Origin of the sequence: Shewanella sp. UCD-FRSSP16_17, from assembly GCF_001675935.1 — a bacterium.
Classification (GTDB): Bacteria; Pseudomonadota; Gammaproteobacteria; order Enterobacterales; family Shewanellaceae; genus Shewanella; species Shewanella japonica.
The window spans coordinates 15,259-32,472 of sequence record NZ_LZFV01000024.1 but is presented as its reverse complement, the minus strand read 5'-3'; the positions used below and the strand labels follow the sequence as shown (position 1 = coordinate 32,472).

At 42.2% G+C, this 17,214-nt stretch carries 14 protein-coding genes and 1 pseudogene; 3 read left to right on the top strand and 12 right to left on the bottom strand.

Annotated features, from left to right (window positions below; translation table 11 throughout):
- Nucleotides 1–40 precede the first annotated feature (40 nt).
- The 4 genes from yidZ to A9267_RS11625 all read right to left on the bottom strand — a co-directional run bounded on the left by yidZ (nt 41) and on the right by A9267_RS11625 (nt 3,907).
- Nucleotides 41–1,000 (bottom strand): HTH-type transcriptional regulator YidZ, encoded by a 960-nt coding sequence (gene yidZ / locus A9267_RS11640; RefSeq protein WP_065109286.1) that lies wholly within the window; start codon nt 998–1,000, stop codon nt 41–43.
- Nucleotides 975–2,159, bottom strand: coding sequence for an MdtL family multidrug efflux MFS transporter (locus A9267_RS11635; RefSeq protein ID WP_065109285.1), 1,185 nt, complete (start codon nt 2,157–2,159; stop codon nt 975–977). Before A9267_RS11635 ends, yidZ begins: the two co-directional genes overlap by 26 nt.
- 264 nt (nt 2,160–2,423) lie before the next feature.
- Nucleotides 2,424–3,173: a PepSY domain-containing protein gene (locus A9267_RS11630; protein ID WP_065109284.1), complete on the bottom strand. Its 750-nt coding sequence runs from the start codon at nt 3,171–3,173 to the stop codon at nt 2,424–2,426.
- Complete coding sequence (locus A9267_RS11625; RefSeq protein WP_231919102.1) at nt 3,173–3,907, bottom strand: PepSY domain-containing protein; 735 nt, start codon at nt 3,905–3,907, stop codon at nt 3,173–3,175. Before A9267_RS11625 ends, A9267_RS11630 begins: the two co-directional genes overlap by 1 nt.
- 243 nt (nt 3,908–4,150) lie before the next feature.
- On the opposite strand from A9267_RS11625, the gene A9267_RS11620 reads away from it, so the two are divergent.
- From A9267_RS11620 to A9267_RS11610, 3 genes and pseudogenes are all read left to right on the top strand, one after another.
- Nucleotides 4,151–5,290: a Kelch repeat-containing protein gene (locus tag A9267_RS11620; protein ID WP_082972346.1), complete on the top strand. Its 1,140-nt coding sequence runs from the start codon at nt 4,151–4,153 to the stop codon at nt 5,288–5,290.
- A 111-nt stretch (nt 5,291–5,401) separates the two neighbouring features.
- Nucleotides 5,402–5,917: pseudogene (locus A9267_RS11615) on the top strand (hemerythrin domain-containing protein); the annotation flags it as partial.
- A 308-nt stretch (nt 5,918–6,225) separates the two neighbouring features.
- Nucleotides 6,226–7,413: an alkane 1-monooxygenase gene (locus A9267_RS11610; RefSeq protein ID WP_065109282.1), complete on the top strand. Its 1,188-nt coding sequence runs from the start codon at nt 6,226–6,228 to the stop codon at nt 7,411–7,413.
- 121 nt (nt 7,414–7,534) lie between these two features.
- Here A9267_RS11610 and A9267_RS11605 read toward each other — a convergent pair whose 3' ends face one another.
- From A9267_RS11605 to dapF, 8 genes are all read right to left on the bottom strand, one after another.
- Nucleotides 7,535–10,648 carry an efflux RND transporter permease subunit gene (locus A9267_RS11605; RefSeq protein ID WP_065109281.1) on the bottom strand — a complete coding sequence of 1,038 codons (3,114 nt, stop codon included), beginning with the start codon at nt 10,646–10,648 and terminating at the stop codon, nt 7,535–7,537.
- 12 nt (nt 10,649–10,660) lie between these two features.
- Nucleotides 10,661–11,818: an efflux RND transporter periplasmic adaptor subunit gene (locus A9267_RS11600; RefSeq protein WP_065109280.1), complete on the bottom strand. Its 1,158-nt coding sequence runs from the start codon at nt 11,816–11,818 to the stop codon at nt 10,661–10,663.
- A gap of 2 nt (nt 11,819–11,820) precedes the next feature.
- Entirely contained in the window at nt 11,821–13,152 is a 1,332-nt protein-coding gene (locus A9267_RS11595) for a TolC family protein (RefSeq protein WP_065109279.1), read from the bottom strand.
- 131 nt (nt 13,153–13,283) lie between these two features.
- The gene (locus A9267_RS11590; protein ID WP_231919100.1) at nt 13,284–13,661 is read right to left on the bottom strand and encodes a hypothetical protein; all 378 of its coding nucleotides are present in this window, start codon (nt 13,659–13,661) and stop codon (nt 13,284–13,286) included.
- A 308-nt stretch (nt 13,662–13,969) separates the two neighbouring features.
- Nucleotides 13,970–14,680, bottom strand: a complete 711-nt coding sequence (locus A9267_RS11585) for an HAD-IA family hydrolase (RefSeq protein WP_065109277.1) — start codon at nt 14,678–14,680, stop codon at nt 13,970–13,972.
- Nucleotides 14,680–15,612 (bottom strand): tyrosine recombinase XerC, encoded by a 933-nt coding sequence (gene xerC / locus A9267_RS11580; RefSeq protein WP_065109276.1) that lies wholly within the window; start codon nt 15,610–15,612, stop codon nt 14,680–14,682. Before xerC ends, A9267_RS11585 begins: the two co-directional genes overlap by 1 nt.
- A 76-nt stretch (nt 15,613–15,688) precedes the next feature.
- The gene (locus A9267_RS11575) at nt 15,689–16,297 is read right to left on the bottom strand and encodes a DUF484 family protein (RefSeq protein WP_055023624.1); all 609 of its coding nucleotides are present in this window, start codon (nt 16,295–16,297) and stop codon (nt 15,689–15,691) included.
- Between the two features lie 83 nt (nt 16,298–16,380).
- Nucleotides 16,381–17,208, bottom strand: coding sequence for a diaminopimelate epimerase (gene dapF, locus A9267_RS11570; protein ID WP_055023601.1), 828 nt, complete (start codon nt 17,206–17,208; stop codon nt 16,381–16,383).
- Between the last annotated feature and the right edge of the window lie 6 nt (nt 17,209–17,214).

Sequence of the window (17,214 nt, the reverse complement as noted above, 5' to 3'; positions counted from 1 at the left end):
AGTAATGATTAGCCTTTTTTGTTTTTATCGATTTTTAACTTTATCTAGCAACTTTCATTAACTCTCTGAGCGTGTCTTTTAGCCAAATCAGTTTAGGGTTGTAGGCATTGCGCTTATGCCAAATCATCGTAAATGGAATAACAAGTTGATCAAGCCACTCTTGAGCTAGAGGGATAGGCAAAGAAACAAGGTTGGGATGTAATTGCTCAATATATTTCTCGCAATATTGTGGCGCTGTGGTGAGCAATTGATGTTCTGGTTGCGCTGCCATATAAAGAGCTTGCTCAAAGCTTGATAGGGTTAAGCCAATAGTGCGAGTCTGACCCATTTCGATTAATACCTCATCGAGCGCCCATTTATCACTCTTCTCCCACACGATATTGATATGTGAATATTTTAGGAATGTTTCTAGGCTCCAATCTTCTTTAAGCGCAGGATGATCATTGCGTAAAAATACTTTGGGATGGTCGTGAAATAACACTTCAAAATCAATTGAGTATGGCAGTAAGTTTAACGACTCTTTTGACCTTGGGTGAGTCTCTCGCCCAGTAAACGCAATATCCGCCTCGCCACTGACTAATGCTTCAAATGAATCATAATCCCAATTATTTGTTTTGACTGTGGCATTTGGATAATGCTGATGAACCTTAATAAGCAGTTGATTAAGAAATGTTAATAACAGTGGCGACTCAACATGTAAATCAAAGCGAACGTTACTTGATGTGGCTTCATTTCGTTTTCCTAATAATTGGCTACTCATTTGTAGCCAATCAGTGAGTTCTTGCTCCATGCTTTCTACCAGCGGTGTCGGCACAAGACCTGAAGGCGTTTTCACAAACAATGCATCATCAAACCAATATCTAAGCTTATTCAGCGACTTACTCACCGTTGACGGGGTGACATTGAGCTTTTTGGCTGCCATCGAAACACTGCGCTCTTGCACTAACAGCTGCAAGGTAAACAATAAGTTTAAATCAAGACGAGACAGAGCTTTTTTCATTATGAGTTGCTGTTGTATTGGCTTTTTCTAATAATAATAGAAACATACTAATGCTACTACCGAGTATTAAAATAAAGATAAGAATGTTCAACGCACTCACGTTTAGCATGCCCATTAACCAAATGTATGCCGCCGAGAAAGTCACGTGACTAACACAAAGTAGTGAACTCGCAACGGCTGCTCGCTTGCTAAATGGCGCTAAAGCTTGGCTCATTGTCACGCCAAAGCCTAAAGAGAAAGCGATACATAGCATGGCAAACGAAGCAATATAATAGCTTGCTTCAAGATTTAATTGGTAACAGCACACCAACCCTAATGCAGACCCTAAGAGTAACAACTGCCCAAAAACCATTAAAGTTTTTTGCTTAAAATAGTTCAATGCTAATGGTGTGACGAACGATGCGACCATACTCGTAAGCGCAGTAAATGCCATAATGGAGGCGTATGTTTCTCGGTCACATTCAAGCATGCCCATAATCACCATAGGCGAGACGTTAACATAGCTAAGGATGATGGTGATCCCTAACGATGTAATCAGTAAGCGCTTAATAAAATAGCCATTGAGAAAACTTTCAGAAGTATTTCCCTGCGCTGTCGATACACTGGATTTATCAAGCGTCTCTCGCAGCACAAAAGTTGCCATGATTAATACAATCAAGCCAATTGCTGCCATCACAGTAAATAAGGTGCGCCAAGGTGAGTAAATCATGATCATATGCCCCACGACTGGCGCAATCACCGGAATAATGCAGATAATGCCGTTGAGCATAGATAGCACTTTTGCTCTTACATCATCATTAAGTGCATCGCGTAAGATAGCAAACGCGGCGACATAGCAAGCTCCAGCTCCCACACCTTGAAAGAAGCGAGCCACTAAAAATGCATTTATTTGCTCTGTATTACCCGCTAACAAAGACGCAATGATAAATATCAAGCCGCCAACCATAGCCACAGGTTTTCGGCCAATTTGATCCGCGATTTTACCTGCAACAAGCATGGTGCTAGCCATACCGCCTAAATAAATTGAAAATGCAGTATGAAGTTGTGATTCAGTAGCACTCAGATCGGCAGCGATTTGAGGCAAACCGACAAGATAAAGGTCGATAGCCGTTGGATATAACAATACAAAACTGAAACTACAGAGTAAAAAGCGAAACATAAAGCCTCCAGATGAACAAAGCGGCATGAGTTTATGTCGCAATACGTAAAGTGGCGAGTGAACTCGGCGACAACAGGTATGTCGTAAATGGACAATGCCTTGTCGGTAAATTCAACTACTCTTTACTATGGAGTTTAATCATTTACTTATTAGATAGTTAACTCTATAACAGTATTATAGAGAATGATGAGATAGCCACGTTGCGGTCTCGGAAAATCAATTCTGCATACCAAGAATGCATGCAAATAATGCATTCAGAGAAAGCTAACCCGACTTAACCCTGACTCGATATCGTTTCATCAATAGGTTTTCAATCACCCAGTACAGACCTGTTAGCGATAGAATGAGCATCACCAAACCAAAAAACCAACTAAAGGGATTATTAAAACTGCCTTGATGTAAGTAATCCATAAAGTGCAGCTTGAACATCAAATCAGCTAAATCAGTGCGGTCATTTTTATGGCCAACCAATCGACCATTAACGCCATTAATGTAAATTCGGGTATTCAAGTCATCATTAATGCTGACTTGCCACAATGGATTACATTCTTTGGGCCACTCATCAAAAGGCGCGCTCAATTTTTGCGTTTGGATAACCTCACCATTACCTGTGTAGGTTTGCTTAGCTAACTGCTCAGCAAGATGGCTATCAATCATCACTTCCTCGCCGCTCAGAGCATCAATGAGCGTTTGTTGCTTGCAGTCATGTTGGTAGCGCTGTACTTGCTCATCTAACAGATATACGGGGCGTTGATTCAATGAAATGAGGCTGACTTGCTCTACTGGTTTTACTCTTGCCAATATTGAGGCTAACGGCAAGAGTTCGTTAACGCTAAATGACTGCTTCTCTAATTGTGGTGGCGTTTTAAAGTACAGCTTACCTTTAAGCGCTTCATAGGGCGTGATATTGAAATAAATACCTGTACCCAGCCAAATGAGCAGCTGCATGCTCACGATAACGCCTAACCAATAATGACCGACTCGTAGCCAATGTCTGAGACTTTTCACCTTCATTAGCAATACCTCTTTCGGCGTTGCCAAAGTAAAATAATCCCAGCAAAAACGGCGATAAAGGAGCCTATTGCGCTGTAAAACAATAATGCATTATCAATCGCTTCTCCTTCGTCATAATCCATAATGTGCCATTTCCAAAATAGGTCAAACCAACGCCAATATTCATGACGTTTTGTCACCACATCACCTGTCTGTGCTGATATGTATAATGTCGTTTTGCCCATATCATCAAACACCACCTGCCAAACAGGCAAATGCCTTGAAGCTAGCTCAGCTGGAGCTTGCTCTACTAATAACTTAGCCGCAGCAATGCTGGCTGAAGGTGAAATAGCGTTATTATGCTGAAAAGACTGAGCTATCTTTGTTGCCTGCTCATGGGTTATTGCATCGAGTTGCATACCCGATTGGGCACTAATTAATAGTATTCTTTCTGGTAGAGTGACGTGATAAACAGTTTGCTGAAGCAGTGATTTTACTGTGATTTTTTTAGCCTCAGGGAAATCTTGATAAAGCTTAGATAAAGGATACGACACTGAAGATGAATCAATTTTAGCGGCTTTTTCAACAGTAATATGATCGCTGCGGATAAAACCAATATCCATCAATACAAAGTAACTGCCCGTAAAGCCCCAAATCACAATCGGGATAGCCAAAATCAACATTAACCAGCGATGAATAAATTGAGCCGAGGTCACTTTGTTAACGATGTTTCGAGACGTTTTTTTATGATTCAAAATAACAATTTGCCTGTATTTTACTGTGATTTTTATATTGGTCGTAAACGCTAGCTATATTTTATATTGGCACTGATATTAGCAAAAACTAACTTACCGTAAAAATTCCCCCATCGCAGCATTTAAATTATTCCGCATTAACAGAAAAACCATATCATTCGCCCTATACCCGATACAGTTGAGTTAACTATCAGTCAGCAAATATGGTTAAATGTGCACTATAAAAAATCAAAAGGATTGATAATGACTCGATTAACTCAACTCGGTGCGATTGTGATAACGACTATCACAGCTATATGCGCCGCGCCATTAGCCTATGCGAGTTACCCGCAGTTATCTGAAGGCGTATCTAATAATGCCGTTGCTAAAGTCTCCACAACTAAAGGGGACTACCTCATTAGCTTTACAGGATTAGCAGAAGGGAAAGACTACCAAGCGGTTCATAATAAAGTGTGGGGCATTAATCTTTCGACCTCAGACTCCCAATGGCAAGCATTAAAACCTGTGCCATTTGTAGCGCCGTTAGCTGGTCGCCTCGCATCAATTGCTGTCGGTATTGATGAAAAAGCTTATGTATTTGGTGGCTACACAGTTGCTAAAAACCATGAAGAGATCAGCACTGTCGATAATTATCAGTTCGATATATTAACCAATCACTACCAGCGAATTGCTGACATGCCTGTAGCTGTTGATGACACTGCTGCCAGCGTTTATCAGCAGCGTTATATCTACTTATTTGGTGGCTGGCATAACGACGGCAATGTTAATTTGGTTCAAGTTTACGACACTAAAACAGATACGTGGGAGCAAGCAAGCCCTATCCCTGCTCCTGCCGTATTTGGTCAAGCTGTCGCCATGAGTGGCAATAAAATCGTATTGTGTGATGGTGTAAAAGTGCAGGCAAATATCGGTAAACGCCGCAACTATCAATCATCGCCAGTGTGCTTGTTTGGTAAAGTGAATCCAGAAAATCATTTAAGAATAAGCTGGCAATTATTGCCGCATTATTCGATCAGTGAACAGGCTGCCAAGCTTAATAAAGCACCAACAGCCACTGCACATTACCGTATGGCTGCCACAGGAATCAGTGATTCATCTGAAGGGCAAGCAATCTTTATGGCTGGCAGTAATAACCCATACAATTACAGCGGCATCGGCTATAACGGCGACCCGAGCGCCCCTCATAATGTTCAATACACATTTGATTTTAAATCTATGCAATGGTTAACGCCTGTAACGCTTAATGTACCCAGCATGGATCATCGTGGCTTAATTTGTCACCATGATCAGTTGCTTCGCATCGGTGGCATGCTTGAGAAGCAACAAGTCAGTAAACAGGTGTTAGTGAGCCCACTAATAAATGGGCAAAAGTGTACTCAGTAAGAGATACTCGCCTTAAAATTATGTGATCCAACTAACAATTACTCATCAATATGATTGCCCAACCAAAAGATGCATTTAAAATACAGGTATTAACTTATTGCATCTTTTGGAGCAACCATGCCTTCTACTCGCTTTGAGCAATTACAAGCTTTGCCTATTCCTGCTTTAATTGACCATTTAGAAGCAACGCATCACCAATACGTGCGTGAAACAGCGCCGCTGCTAGTTGAATACTCGCAAAAAATGGTGCAAGCCCATGGTGAAGATTATGCAGAGGTTAAACCATTAGCCATGCTAGTTGGTGCGCTGATTGCTGATTTGATGCCGCATTTAATGAAAGAAGAACAGATTTTATTCCCTGCGATGAGAAGGCTCGCTGCTGGCGAAGAAGTGAATGGTTGCTTTGGGCATATTGGTAATCCAATTAATGCCATGGAGCATGAACATGATCATGCTGGCAGTGTTTTACAACAGTTACGCGAACTCACCAATAACTACCAAGTTCCTGAAGGAGCATGTAGCACTTGGCAAAAATGCTACAAAACCTTGGCTGAATTTGATGCTGATTTACAAGTACATATTCATACTGAAAATGAATTACTGTTTCCAAAAGCACTCGCAATCTAAACCTTAACCCGATTGGTTAAGTAAAAAGTTTCATCAGGTCCTTGGCTCTCGCTCCCCCAGCAGAGCCATTTTTTTGCTTTTATACTAATGCCATTCAACAGCTCCAGCGTAATTTCATTTCTCAAGGCGTTATAACAGCTTTGACTAACGCGTTATAACCGCAAAATATGCCTGTCACCACAGCGAAAACCTCACGGTTTATCTTCAAAGCAATGTGTGCTTAACTAATAAACAGTATGGTTAACAGTAAAACAGCTTGTTTAAGCGATAAGCCATGCTTATTGTAATAATGGTTCTGGAGAGTCAGCATGGAAAAAGCTGGGGTATTTATTGCCACAGACGGCACAACATACATAGACAAAAAACGTCACTTTTGGTGGCTGTCATTATTGATCCCCACTATTGCTGTCGCTGGGCCTTTGCTATATCAAACCTATCAGCAAGAAATTTTTCTATGGTTGTTTTTTGCAGTGGTCTATATGTTGTTTCCCTTAATTGATTATGTCATGGGAGAAGACACCAGCAATCCACCTGAATCAGTTATTCCTGCACTCGAATCCGACCCATTTTACGCTCGAATTACACGGTTAAATGTGTTTGTCGTACTGGCAACATTCATCTATTGTGCTTGGTTTGTTGCCAATTATTCCCTTAGTTATTCCGGATACTTAGCCGTTGCCTTGTTGGCAGGCAGCATTGGTGGGCATGGGTTAAATATTGGCCATGAACTCGGACATAAACGAAAAAACATAGACAAATGGTTGGCCAAGATTGTGTTGGCTCCTGCAGCTTACGGTCATTTTTTTATTGAGCATAATCGTGGTCATCATAAACATGTGGCCACACCAGAAGATCCCGCTTCAGCTCAAATGGGAGAAAGCATCTATCGATTTGCACTGCGAGAGCTCCCTGGAGCCATCATGCGTGCTCACCAAATCGAAAAGTTACGGCTCAACAAGGCAGGAAAATCCTCCTTGAGTTTACACAATGAATTTTGGCAGGCCATGCTATTAACATTTTCGCTATTTATTGGTTTGGTGATCTGGTTAGGTGTATCAGTCATTCCCTATCTGCTCATTTCCGCTTTTTGGTCTATGTGGCAGTTAACATCGGCAAATTATATTGAGCATTATGGCCTATTAAGACGTACGCTACCCAATGGTCGTTATGAGCCTCCGCAGCCTCATCATAGTTGGAACAGTAATCATATTTTCTCCAACTGGGCACTGTTTCATTTACAACGTCATTCTGATCATCACGCCAATGCAACACGCAGTTACCAATCATTACGACATTTCGATGACTTACCGACACTGCCAAGCGGCTACTTTGGTATGTATGGTCTGGCTTATATTCCTTGGTTGTGGTTTAAAGTGATGGATATACGACTATTAGCAACCACTGGTGGCGATGCAAGTAAAATCAATATGCTTGCCAGTAAACGGCAACATCTCATTGAGAAATATAAGATGGTGATACAACATCCTACCGATTAACTGTCAATGCATTGAATTAAAGCAGCTGGCAATGTGGGAAAAGCTAAACCGTTAATATGAAGACTTATCGTAAAGCCCAGCAATYGCTGGGCTTTGTCATGTGTAAATACACTTAATGACTTCACGCTTTAGCTCTACCATGTATCCATTGATACAAAGCAGGTAAAACAAACAAGGTGAGAATAGTCGATGAAATAATACCGCCAATAACCACTGTCGCAAGCGGACGTTGCACTTCCGCACCGGTACCAATATTCAGCGCCATCGGCACAAAGCCCAGTCCGGCAACCAATGCTGTCATTAACACAGGCCTTAGTCTTATCAAAGCACCATCGACAATTGCATTTAATAGTTCGCCTTTTTCTTGGTAAAGTTGGCGGATAAAGCTCAGTAATACCAATCCATTAAGTACAGCCACACCCGATAAAGCAATAAAGCCTACACCAGCAGAAACAGACAATGGCATGTCTCTTATCCACAATGAAATGACCCCACCAGTTAATGCCAGCGGAATACCAGTAAAAATAATCAACGCATCTTTGACAGAGCTAAACGCCATAACTAATAAACCTAAGATAATAGCTAAGGTCAAAGGCACCACAATTGATAATCGTTGACTGGCTGATTCAAGCTGTTCAAATGTTCCACCATATTCAAGCCAATAACCTGCTGGAATATCCACTTGCTGAGCAATGTCTTGCTTGGCTTCAGCAACAAAAGATCCCAGATCGCGCCCACGAACATTTGCAGTAACCACAATGCGGCGTTTACCATTTTCGCGACTGATCTGATTTGGCGATGGCGCAATAGATAAACTGGCGACTTCTGATAAAGGAACAAACTCACCAGAAGGCATCACAATTGGTAAATTGTGTAAGTGCTCGACATCTTTACGGATATTTTCAGGCAATCGAGTCACTATTTTGAAACGGCGATCGCCTTCAAAAATCAATCCGATCTCATCTCCGCCAATCGCTGTCGCCACAAAATTTTGCAATGCTTGTACTGATAAACCGTATTGAACAAGCGCCATTCGGTCAGGTTGAATCGACAACATTGGCAAGCCTGTCACTTGCTCGACTTGTAAATCCGTCACACCGTCAATCTTCTCTAGCACTTCATGAATGTCATTAGCTGAAGTTAATAACTGCTGTAAGTCATCACCCACCACTTTAATCCCCAAATCGGCACGCACGCCTGATATGAGCTCATTAAATCGCATCTCAATGGGTTGAGTTAGCTCAAAATTATTACCAGGTTGCCCCGAAACAGACTCCACAATATCAGCCGCTAACATTGCATGGCTCATTTTAGGATCAGGCCATTCATTACGAGGTTTTAGCATGATGAAAGTGTCGGCAATATTGGGCGGCATAGGATCATTCGCCACCTCAGGCGTTCCTATTTTAGAGAACACGTTTAAGACTTCTGGAAAGTGCTTAATACGATCTTCCAATAGTAATTGCATCTCTACAGATTGCTCTAAACCAGTACCTGGAATACGAATAGCCTGCAGCAATATATCTTCTTCATTAAGCTGTGGAATAAACTCTGAGCCTAACGTCGTCGCCAGCCAGATAGAAAAAGCAACCAAGGCTAAGGCCGCACTTAACACCAACCAGCGTAATTTCATCGCAAGCAAAAGGAGTGGCTTATAAACCGATTTACTTAATGCCATTACTCGGCTTTCTTTTTCGTTGATTTTACCCGTCATGAACAACGCGACAGCCGCTGGCACTAGGGTTAACGATAAAACCAATGCCGCCAATAACGCCATAACAACCGTAGCAGCCATAGGATGGAACATCTTTCCTTCCACGCCCGTTAAACTAAATAGCGGGATATACACCACAGTGATAATCAATACACCAAATAAGCTTGGACGAATCACTTCGTTAGTGGCTTCGTATACCAGTTGCAACCTTTGTTTACGTGCTAAAACCTGCCCGCCATTTTGCGCCTGAGCTTGACCTAAACGGCGTGTGGCATTTTCTACAATAATCACTGCACCATCGACAATAAGGCCAAAATCTAACGCCCCTAAACTCATTAAGTTTGCCGAAACACCTGCTTGCACCATGCCTGTCATCGTTGCCAGCATTGCCAATGGAATAACTGCAGCAGTGATTAATGCAGCCCTGGCGTTACCAAGTAGGATGAATAGCACCACAATGACGAGCAATGCGCCTTCAACGAGGTTTTTCTGCACTGTATGGACTGCTTTATCAACTAAGGTCGTGCGGTCATAGACCGCTTCTACTTTAATCCCTTCAGGTAATGACGCCTTGATATCCTCAAGCTTACTTGCCACCGCCAAAGACACTTGACGGGAGTTTTCCCCCACCAGCATCATGGCACTACCTAGTACTGTTTCTTTACCATCGCGTGTTGCAGCGCCCGTTCTCAGCGCTTTACCGATACCAACATCGGCAACATCACTAATAAACACTGGCGCATTATCAATATGCTTAACAACAACTTGTTCAATATCATTAATCGAAGCAAGTTGCGCCGCTGAACGTACAGTCAGCTGCTGCCCTTCTCGCTCAATAAAACCTGCACCACGGTTACTGTTATTGGTTTCAATGGCTAATTTAATATCAGCAAAAGCGATGCCATAAGACAGCATCTTCATTGGATGCGGTGTAATATGATATTCCTTGTCAAAACCACCGATGGTATTAATTTCTGTCACACCAGAAACTTGGGCTAATTGCGGTTTGATAATCCAATCTTGGATCTCTCGTAACGCAGTCGCATCATATTCACGGCCATTGGCTTGCTGTGCCTCAGGTAAGGCTTCAATGGTATACATGAAAATCTCGCCAAGGCCGGTAGAGATTGGCCCCATTTCTGGCTCGATATCACTAGGCAATTTTCCTTTAATTGCATTTAATCGTTCACTAATAAGGTTACGGGCAAAATATAGATCCGTGCCCTCATCAAATACCACTGTCACTTGTGATAAACCATATCTCGACAGTGAGCGGGTATAGGCAAGATTCGGTATGCCCATTAAGGCATTTTCAATCGGATAAGTGATTCTTTGTTCGGTTTCTTGCGGTGAATAACCTCCTGCTCGGGTACTGATTTGCACCTGCACATTGGTAATATCAGGCACCGCATCAATCGGCAATTTTTGATAACTCCAAAGCCCCACAGCAACTAGCAGCAGCGCTAAAAACATCATCATCCAGCGTCGGCTAATAGCAAGACGCAAAACAGATTCAATCATTTGCATCTCCTTTTAGTGAACGTGGCCAGCACTAGACTTTTCAAGATCGGCTTTTAATAAAAAGCTTTTTTCGACCGCATACTCTTCACCTTCTGCTAAACCAGATAACAGCTCTGTCTTCTGACTGTCTTTTTTACCTAATGTTACGATGCGTTTTTCAAAGCCTTCTTCATTTCTGACAAAAACAACCTGCTGACCTTCCATAATTTGTATGGCGCGATTATCAATGGCTAACGCGACGTTGTGCTTACTCAGGGTCACTTCACCCGATAATAAGGCACCAACAGTCCAGTGCCCTTCAGTGTTATCGAGTGGCACGCGCGCACGTAAATACACCTCATTACCCATTGGATTTAGCAAGTATTGAATCGTTGAAGTCGTCCGTAATTGCTCAAAGTTCACGCTGAGTTTTTGCCCAACAGCAACGCGGTTTTTTTGCCTATGAAAGACTTGGAACTCTCCCCATAGTTGGCTGCTATCGACAATGCTCACTAATGCTTTATCACTTACCATTTCGCCGACATTGCCGTGACGACTTACTACGACACCACTAATTGGCGCAGTAATCCCATAGCGTTTCAAACTCGCATTAGACTCAATTTCAGCAATCTTTTGCCCAGCTTGTACTTTATCGCCCACCTCGACAGTTAACTTGGTGATTAAGCCCGCAAATCGTGCACTAACATGACTCACATTTTGCTCAGGTAATACAGTGCGGCCATATAAAGTAAGTACTTTTTTGATTTCACCCGCCTGAGCTGAATCAGTCATAATCCCAGAAATAGCCATTTGCTCAGCACTTATGTGCACTTGCCCTTCTTCATGCTCATCATGGCCATGCTCATCTTCGTGACCATGTTCATCTTTGTGACCATGTTCATCTTTGTGACCATGTTCATCTTTGTGACCATGCTCATCTTCGTGACCATGTTCATCTTTGTGACCATGTTCATCTTTGTGACCATGTTCATCTTTGTGGCCATGGCTGTCTTTATGTCCTTCTTGATGATCATGTTCATCTTGATGTAACTCGTTATGGCCATGACTGGATTCTGAATGTTGTTCTTCATGCTGATGCTCAGTAGACGCCTGGACTGATACTGACAATACTAACGCCATCAATACCGCTAGACTGCGAGCGAATAAGTGATTAGAAATACTTTGGTTCATGGTTAAAATCCTTGGAAATCACGGAAAAAGGAATGCTGAGATGCGGGTAAGGGTTCGGCAATTAATTGCTCAATATCAACACCAAACCGTAAAGCTGATGCCGCAGCGTCTATCATTGCTCGTCGTGAGAACAATAATTCCTCTCTTGCAGTTAAATAATCAAGGTAACTGTAGAGCCCCTGCTCGTAAGCGACTTGTGTATCTTCTAAAGCCAAAGTTAAGGTAGGGATAATGCGGGTTTGTAAGCGGTTAACCGTCATAATAGCTTGCTTGCGGCTGGCATAAGCGCGATACAGCTGTGCATACAATTCTCGCAAAGCAATATCTCGATTAATCAATACCTCATCTTTTGCGGCTTGCGCTGCTATTACAGCTCCGGTATTTCGATCGCCACTGAATAAAGGCACACTAAACCCTGCTGATAGAGCCGTATCATTGGTTTGTTGCATCTGTTTAACGCCAACAGACCAACTGATATCCGTGCTAGATTGCGACTGAGCAAAACGCAACTCAGCTTGCTTCAATTGCGCCTGAGTTAAATACGCCTCAATCGCGGGGCTGTATTTCACTTTTTCAAATAACGGCGTTAATGCCACGTCATCGGTAAACTCAAATAAACTGCCTTCGAGGCTGGCATAATTCACCTGAGATTCACCCCACATCATACTGAGTGCTAACTTAGCGTACTCAAGTTGATGCAACTGTGTTTCGGCAACTAATTGGTTATTAAACACAGCGGCTTGCGCTCGTTTCACTTTAGCATCTGGCGTCAAACCTGTTTGAGCTCTAAGCTCAACAACGGTTAATGTTTCTTCTGCCAGTGCAAGTGCATCGTCAGCAAGTTGTAATCTTGATTGCGCAGCTAACACATCAATGTAACGACGCGTTGCTTCAGCAAGAATACCTAAGCCTGCAATTTTCTGTTCGGCATCCAGTAAGGCACGTTTTTTAGTCACTATGCCTGAACGCGCATCCAGTTTATCGCCTAGCTCGATGACAGACGATAAGGACACTGTCATTTCAGCACTATCGACACCTTGAAATTCGCCTGTTCCAGCGACATTCTCAAGTTCGAAACCTAACTCGAACCCTGGTGCTAACGCCTGAGTTTGCGCTTCACCATCTAATGCTTGTTGTCTAAATTGAAAAACCTTCAGCGAAGGATGCTGTAATTGAACTCGCTCTATTACGGTTTGTAACGTCAACTTTTCAGGCGCTGCACTCTGTTCAGCATAGACTGTTACGGGTAATAACACCGACAAGCTAAGTAAGCTGCAACATAAAACAGGAAACAGCACAGCACGCTGTTTAAAGCGACTTGTATTATAAAACATCAAAGATAAGCCTCGATTTAATACAAAAGATAACCCTAACTGAGTGTTCCTAAGTCATAGGAAAACGCAGTAGGCTTGAGCAAATTTAAGGGTTAAATTTGCTCACTAGAATAATATTTTTGATTAAAAGGTTAGGCTTGAGGAGGTCGTAAAAAGCTGAAGTATGGGGATTCAGCGGCAGTAGAAGTAAACGTAAATGCCACATAATCAGAATGAACTAGTTCATTTGCTATTGTGTTTGTAGGATGCATCAAGGTCATGCAACAAGAGCAGCAATTGTCTGTACACTCAGCACAATCATCATCAACATGAATAACCACAGTGCCATCATCACACAACTCTGTATCGCTGTAGCCAAGAGGATAATCTACATCAAGAGCATCATGATTAATAACTGCTAATTCAGTTACTTGACCCTTATTGTTATCGTTTGAACTATTGCCACAATCCTGATGCTCTAGCGCACAGTTGTCTGACATCGCTGCCACGGATTGCATCGCAAAAATCATGATCAACAAAACCCGCGCCAGCATAGCTGGAGACATAGTGATGATGGTTTTTAGCTTCCGATAAAAACTTAACATGAGCGCTTAGACGATAGCCTGTATGAAGTTATTAACAATTAGGTGAATTGGTAACACCTGTAACGTGCAAGTGTAAGCGAAACAATGATAAAACACTATGAGGTTTACCCACACAATGTCAGATTTGGAATAAAAAGAGTCAGAAACCTCGTTGACCGCACAATATTGATTATGATTTATCCATAAACATATTAGTTAACTTAAGCGATAATATAGGTAACTAATTAAAATTATTAAATTAATTTTCTTATTTCTTGTAATTGCTCAATTTCAATATGAGGTAATATGTGTCGAGCCTGACCTTGCTCATTTGGATTCAGATTTAACCACAAGCTTTGACAACCAGCTGCACGAGCGCCCAAAACATCGCTAATTGGATGATCGCCAATATGCAATAAATCCCCATGTAGTATCTCAAGATGTTGGCAACTCAAATCGAATAAATCACTGTATGGTTTCATCTTCACACCGTGTCCGGGATGCACAACAAACTTGAGCACGTCATCTAACCCAACACGACTAGCATCGACATTACCATTGGTGATCCCAATCAGCGGATAATGGTTCCCTAACTCTGCCAGTAGAGTGATAACACTATCGTCTACTTTAAAATCACTACGATGGAAACGAAAACATTCCAAACCTTGTTGCGCACCTTGGCTGGCTTCTAGCTCAGTGTAATCCCATTGAATGAGCGCCTGACGTAGCACTTCATACCTTGCAGCGGTCGTATCATGGGCTAGCTCTTCATGGCCAGCTATCACTTGCGATTTCAGTTCTCGCCACTGAGTAATTCCCCAACCTTCAGGGACGTTAAAGTGCTCTTGCATGAACAATGATAATGCGGATTCTGCTTTAATAATGTGGGGCGCGTTATGGTACAAGGTGTCATCTAAGTCAAAACTGATTGCCTTAAAAGGCCTAAGTCGCAAATATTGTTTCATTATTTCTCCTTAGCTTTTTTGGCCCTAGGGTGAGCTCCATCATAGACCTTTGCTAAATGCTGAAAATCAAGGCTGGTATAGATTTGGGTAGTGGATAAGTTAGCGTGCCCTAATAGTTCTTGCACGGCTCGTAAATCTGCACTTGATTCAAGCATATGCGTTGCAAAGGAATGTCGCAATTTATGAGGGTGAACTTTTGCCGATAAAGATTGTGTTTGGCCCCATTTTTTCATTCTGAGTTGGATGCTGCGATGGGACAATCGCTTGCCTTGCTGACTAACAAACAAAGCATCACCAGTATCAGCTTTGACCAAATCATGACGACACTCGCACCAAACATTGATTGCAGCCAGCGCCATTTTGCCTATCGGCACCACGCGCTGCTTACTGCCTTTACCCATCACTTTAACTTCGTTTTGACTTAAATCGATATCTGCCACATTTAAACTTGCAAGTTCAGCTAAACGTAAACCACTGGAATAAAACAATTCCATAATGGCTTTATCTCGTTTACTTAACGGGTCATCCGCATCAATATCCAATAAATGGCTGACGGCGTCTAAATCCATGTTCTTAGGTAAGGGCTTAGCCTGTTTAGGAGCATGCAATGTTTTAGCTGGATTGGTTTTTATCACTTGTTCACGAACAAGAAACTCAAAAAATTGTTTAAGCGATGATAAACACAATGATAGAGAGCGTGGGCTTAATCCTTTGCGATGCAAAGATGATATTACTCGTTGAAGCTCGTCTCTTGAGACAGTTAACCAGCCGTCATCAAATGCCTCTAATGACGTCCCTTGAGGCTGTTTAAAAAGAATCTCACCTGCTCGCACAAGTTCGTAACGGTAATTTCTAATGGTATGAGGAGACAATTGTCTTTCAGAGTGAAGGTAACGTTCAAAACTGGCTAACCAATTCGGTTGTTGTGCCATTATGCTACCTCCATTCTTTTTATAGCGTTTATCCAAACAAACACGGGGGTGCCCCCTATAATCATAAGGGACTGATTTAAAACTTTGGCAGCATATGATCAAGCAAATCTCTGATTTGTTTAAAAAACAAATGATCCATTTCAGGATGAAAATGAGCAGCATCAGCTGACGCTACGCCAAAAATCACCTGACCATTTTCATCAGACAGTTTAGTTAATGCAACGGAGCCCACTTCACTGCCAAACAAACGTTTTGATTCAGATTGAGTCAGCCGGCCAAAATAAAAACCTTGTTGGATACGTTGACGCCAAATATTTGCTAATTCACTGTCGATATCGTGAACCGTAATTAAACGAACATGAGTGAATCCAAACTGCCCTTTTAGCTGCTCAGACAATACTTGCCTTAACTCACCTAGATCTTCGCACTTTAAAATACTCAGCGATAACGCACTGTTGAACCTGAAAATCTTTTCGTTTTCAGTGGCGATTTTCATTAATGACGTAATTTCTTCTTCTAATTGCGTGACTCGAGAACGCAATAAATCTTGGCGTTTCTCGACTAAAGAAACCGTACCACGTTCGTGGTGAGAGACACGCATTGCCAGTAATAATTCTGGGTAACGATTGAAAAACTCTGGATTATCAAGCAAGTATTCGCGGATCATTAATTCATCAATTGGCATAGCTTCTAATGGTAATTCTGTGCCAAGTAATGCGGCAGATTCAGCATTGTCTTCGAGAAGTTTTTTAGTACGGGTTACATCGTTCATAACTGAATTTGTCCATCAAATACATGTTCAGCAGGTCCAGTCATCCACAATGGTTTCCCTTCTCCTTCCCAATTAATGGTAAGGCGACCTCCAGGCAGGTCAACTTTGACCTGTCTATCTAACTTATTCTGTAAAATACCGATAGCTACAGCAGCGCATGCGCCAGTGCCGCAAGCTAATGTTTCTGCTGCGCCACGTTCATACACTCTTAATTTTATGTGGCCACGATCAACCACTTGCATAAAGCCAACATTCACGCCTTTCGGGAAACGTTCATGCTTTGTCAGCATTTGGCCAATCTCTTCTACATCGGCGGTGTCAACATTATCGACTTCGAGTACGCAATGAGGATTGCCCATCGAGATTGCGCCACATAAAAATGTTTGCTTAGGGGTTTGCAGTAAATAGGTTTTCTCTGGACGTTTCGCTCTGAAAGGGATTTTCCCCGGTTCAGTGACCGGAACCCCCATATTAACCGTCACATTTCCATCACGTTCAAGCCGCAGTGTCATTTTACCAGAGCTGGTACTGACACGAATTTTATACTTATTAATTAGCCCTTTATTACGTACAAAGCGGGCAAAACAGCGTGCACCATTGCCACACTGTTCCACTTCACCGCCATCAGCGTTAAAGATTCGATAATGAAAATCTAAATCAGGATCATACGGAGGCTCAACTAATAAAAGTTGATCAAAGCCAATACCGAAATTTCGGTCGGCTAAACGGCGAATTTGATCAGGCGAAAAAAACACATTCTGTGTTACGCCATCAACCACCATAAAATCATTACCCAGCCCATGCATCTTGGTGAATTGGATCAAAAGAAT

Coding starts and splice junctions, on each gene's coding strand:
- yidZ (WP_065109286.1), bottom strand. CDS start 1,000: ATGAAAAAAGCTCTGTCTCGTCTTGATTTAAACTTATTGTTTACCTTG.
- A9267_RS11635 (WP_065109285.1), bottom strand. CDS start 2,159: ATGTTTCGCTTTTTACTCTGTAGTTTCAGTTTTGTATTGTTATATCCA.
- A9267_RS11630 (WP_065109284.1), bottom strand. CDS start 3,173: ATGAAGGTGAAAAGTCTCAGACATTGGCTACGAGTCGGTCATTATTGG.
- A9267_RS11620 (WP_082972346.1), top strand. CDS start 4,151: ATGACTCGATTAACTCAACTCGGTGCGATTGTGATAACGACTATCACA.
- A9267_RS11610 (WP_065109282.1), top strand. CDS start 6,226: ATGGAAAAAGCTGGGGTATTTATTGCCACAGACGGCACAACATACATA.
- A9267_RS11605 (WP_065109281.1), bottom strand. CDS start 10,648: ATGATTGAATCTGTTTTGCGTCTTGCTATTAGCCGACGCTGGATGATG.
- A9267_RS11600 (WP_065109280.1), bottom strand. CDS start 11,818: ATGAACCAAAGTATTTCTAATCACTTATTCGCTCGCAGTCTAGCGGTA.
- A9267_RS11595 (WP_065109279.1), bottom strand. CDS start 13,152: ATGTTTTATAATACAAGTCGCTTTAAACAGCGTGCTGTGCTGTTTCCT.
- A9267_RS11590 (WP_231919100.1), bottom strand. CDS start 13,661: ATGATTTTTGCGATGCAATCCGTGGCAGCGATGTCAGACAACTGTGCG.
- A9267_RS11585 (WP_065109277.1), bottom strand. CDS start 14,680: ATGAAACAATATTTGCGACTTAGGCCTTTTAAGGCAATCAGTTTTGAC.
- xerC (WP_065109276.1), bottom strand. CDS start 15,612: ATGGCACAACAACCGAATTGGTTAGCCAGTTTTGAACGTTACCTTCAC.
- A9267_RS11575 (WP_055023624.1), bottom strand. CDS start 16,297: ATGCCAATTGATGAATTAATGATCCGCGAATACTTGCTTGATAATCCA.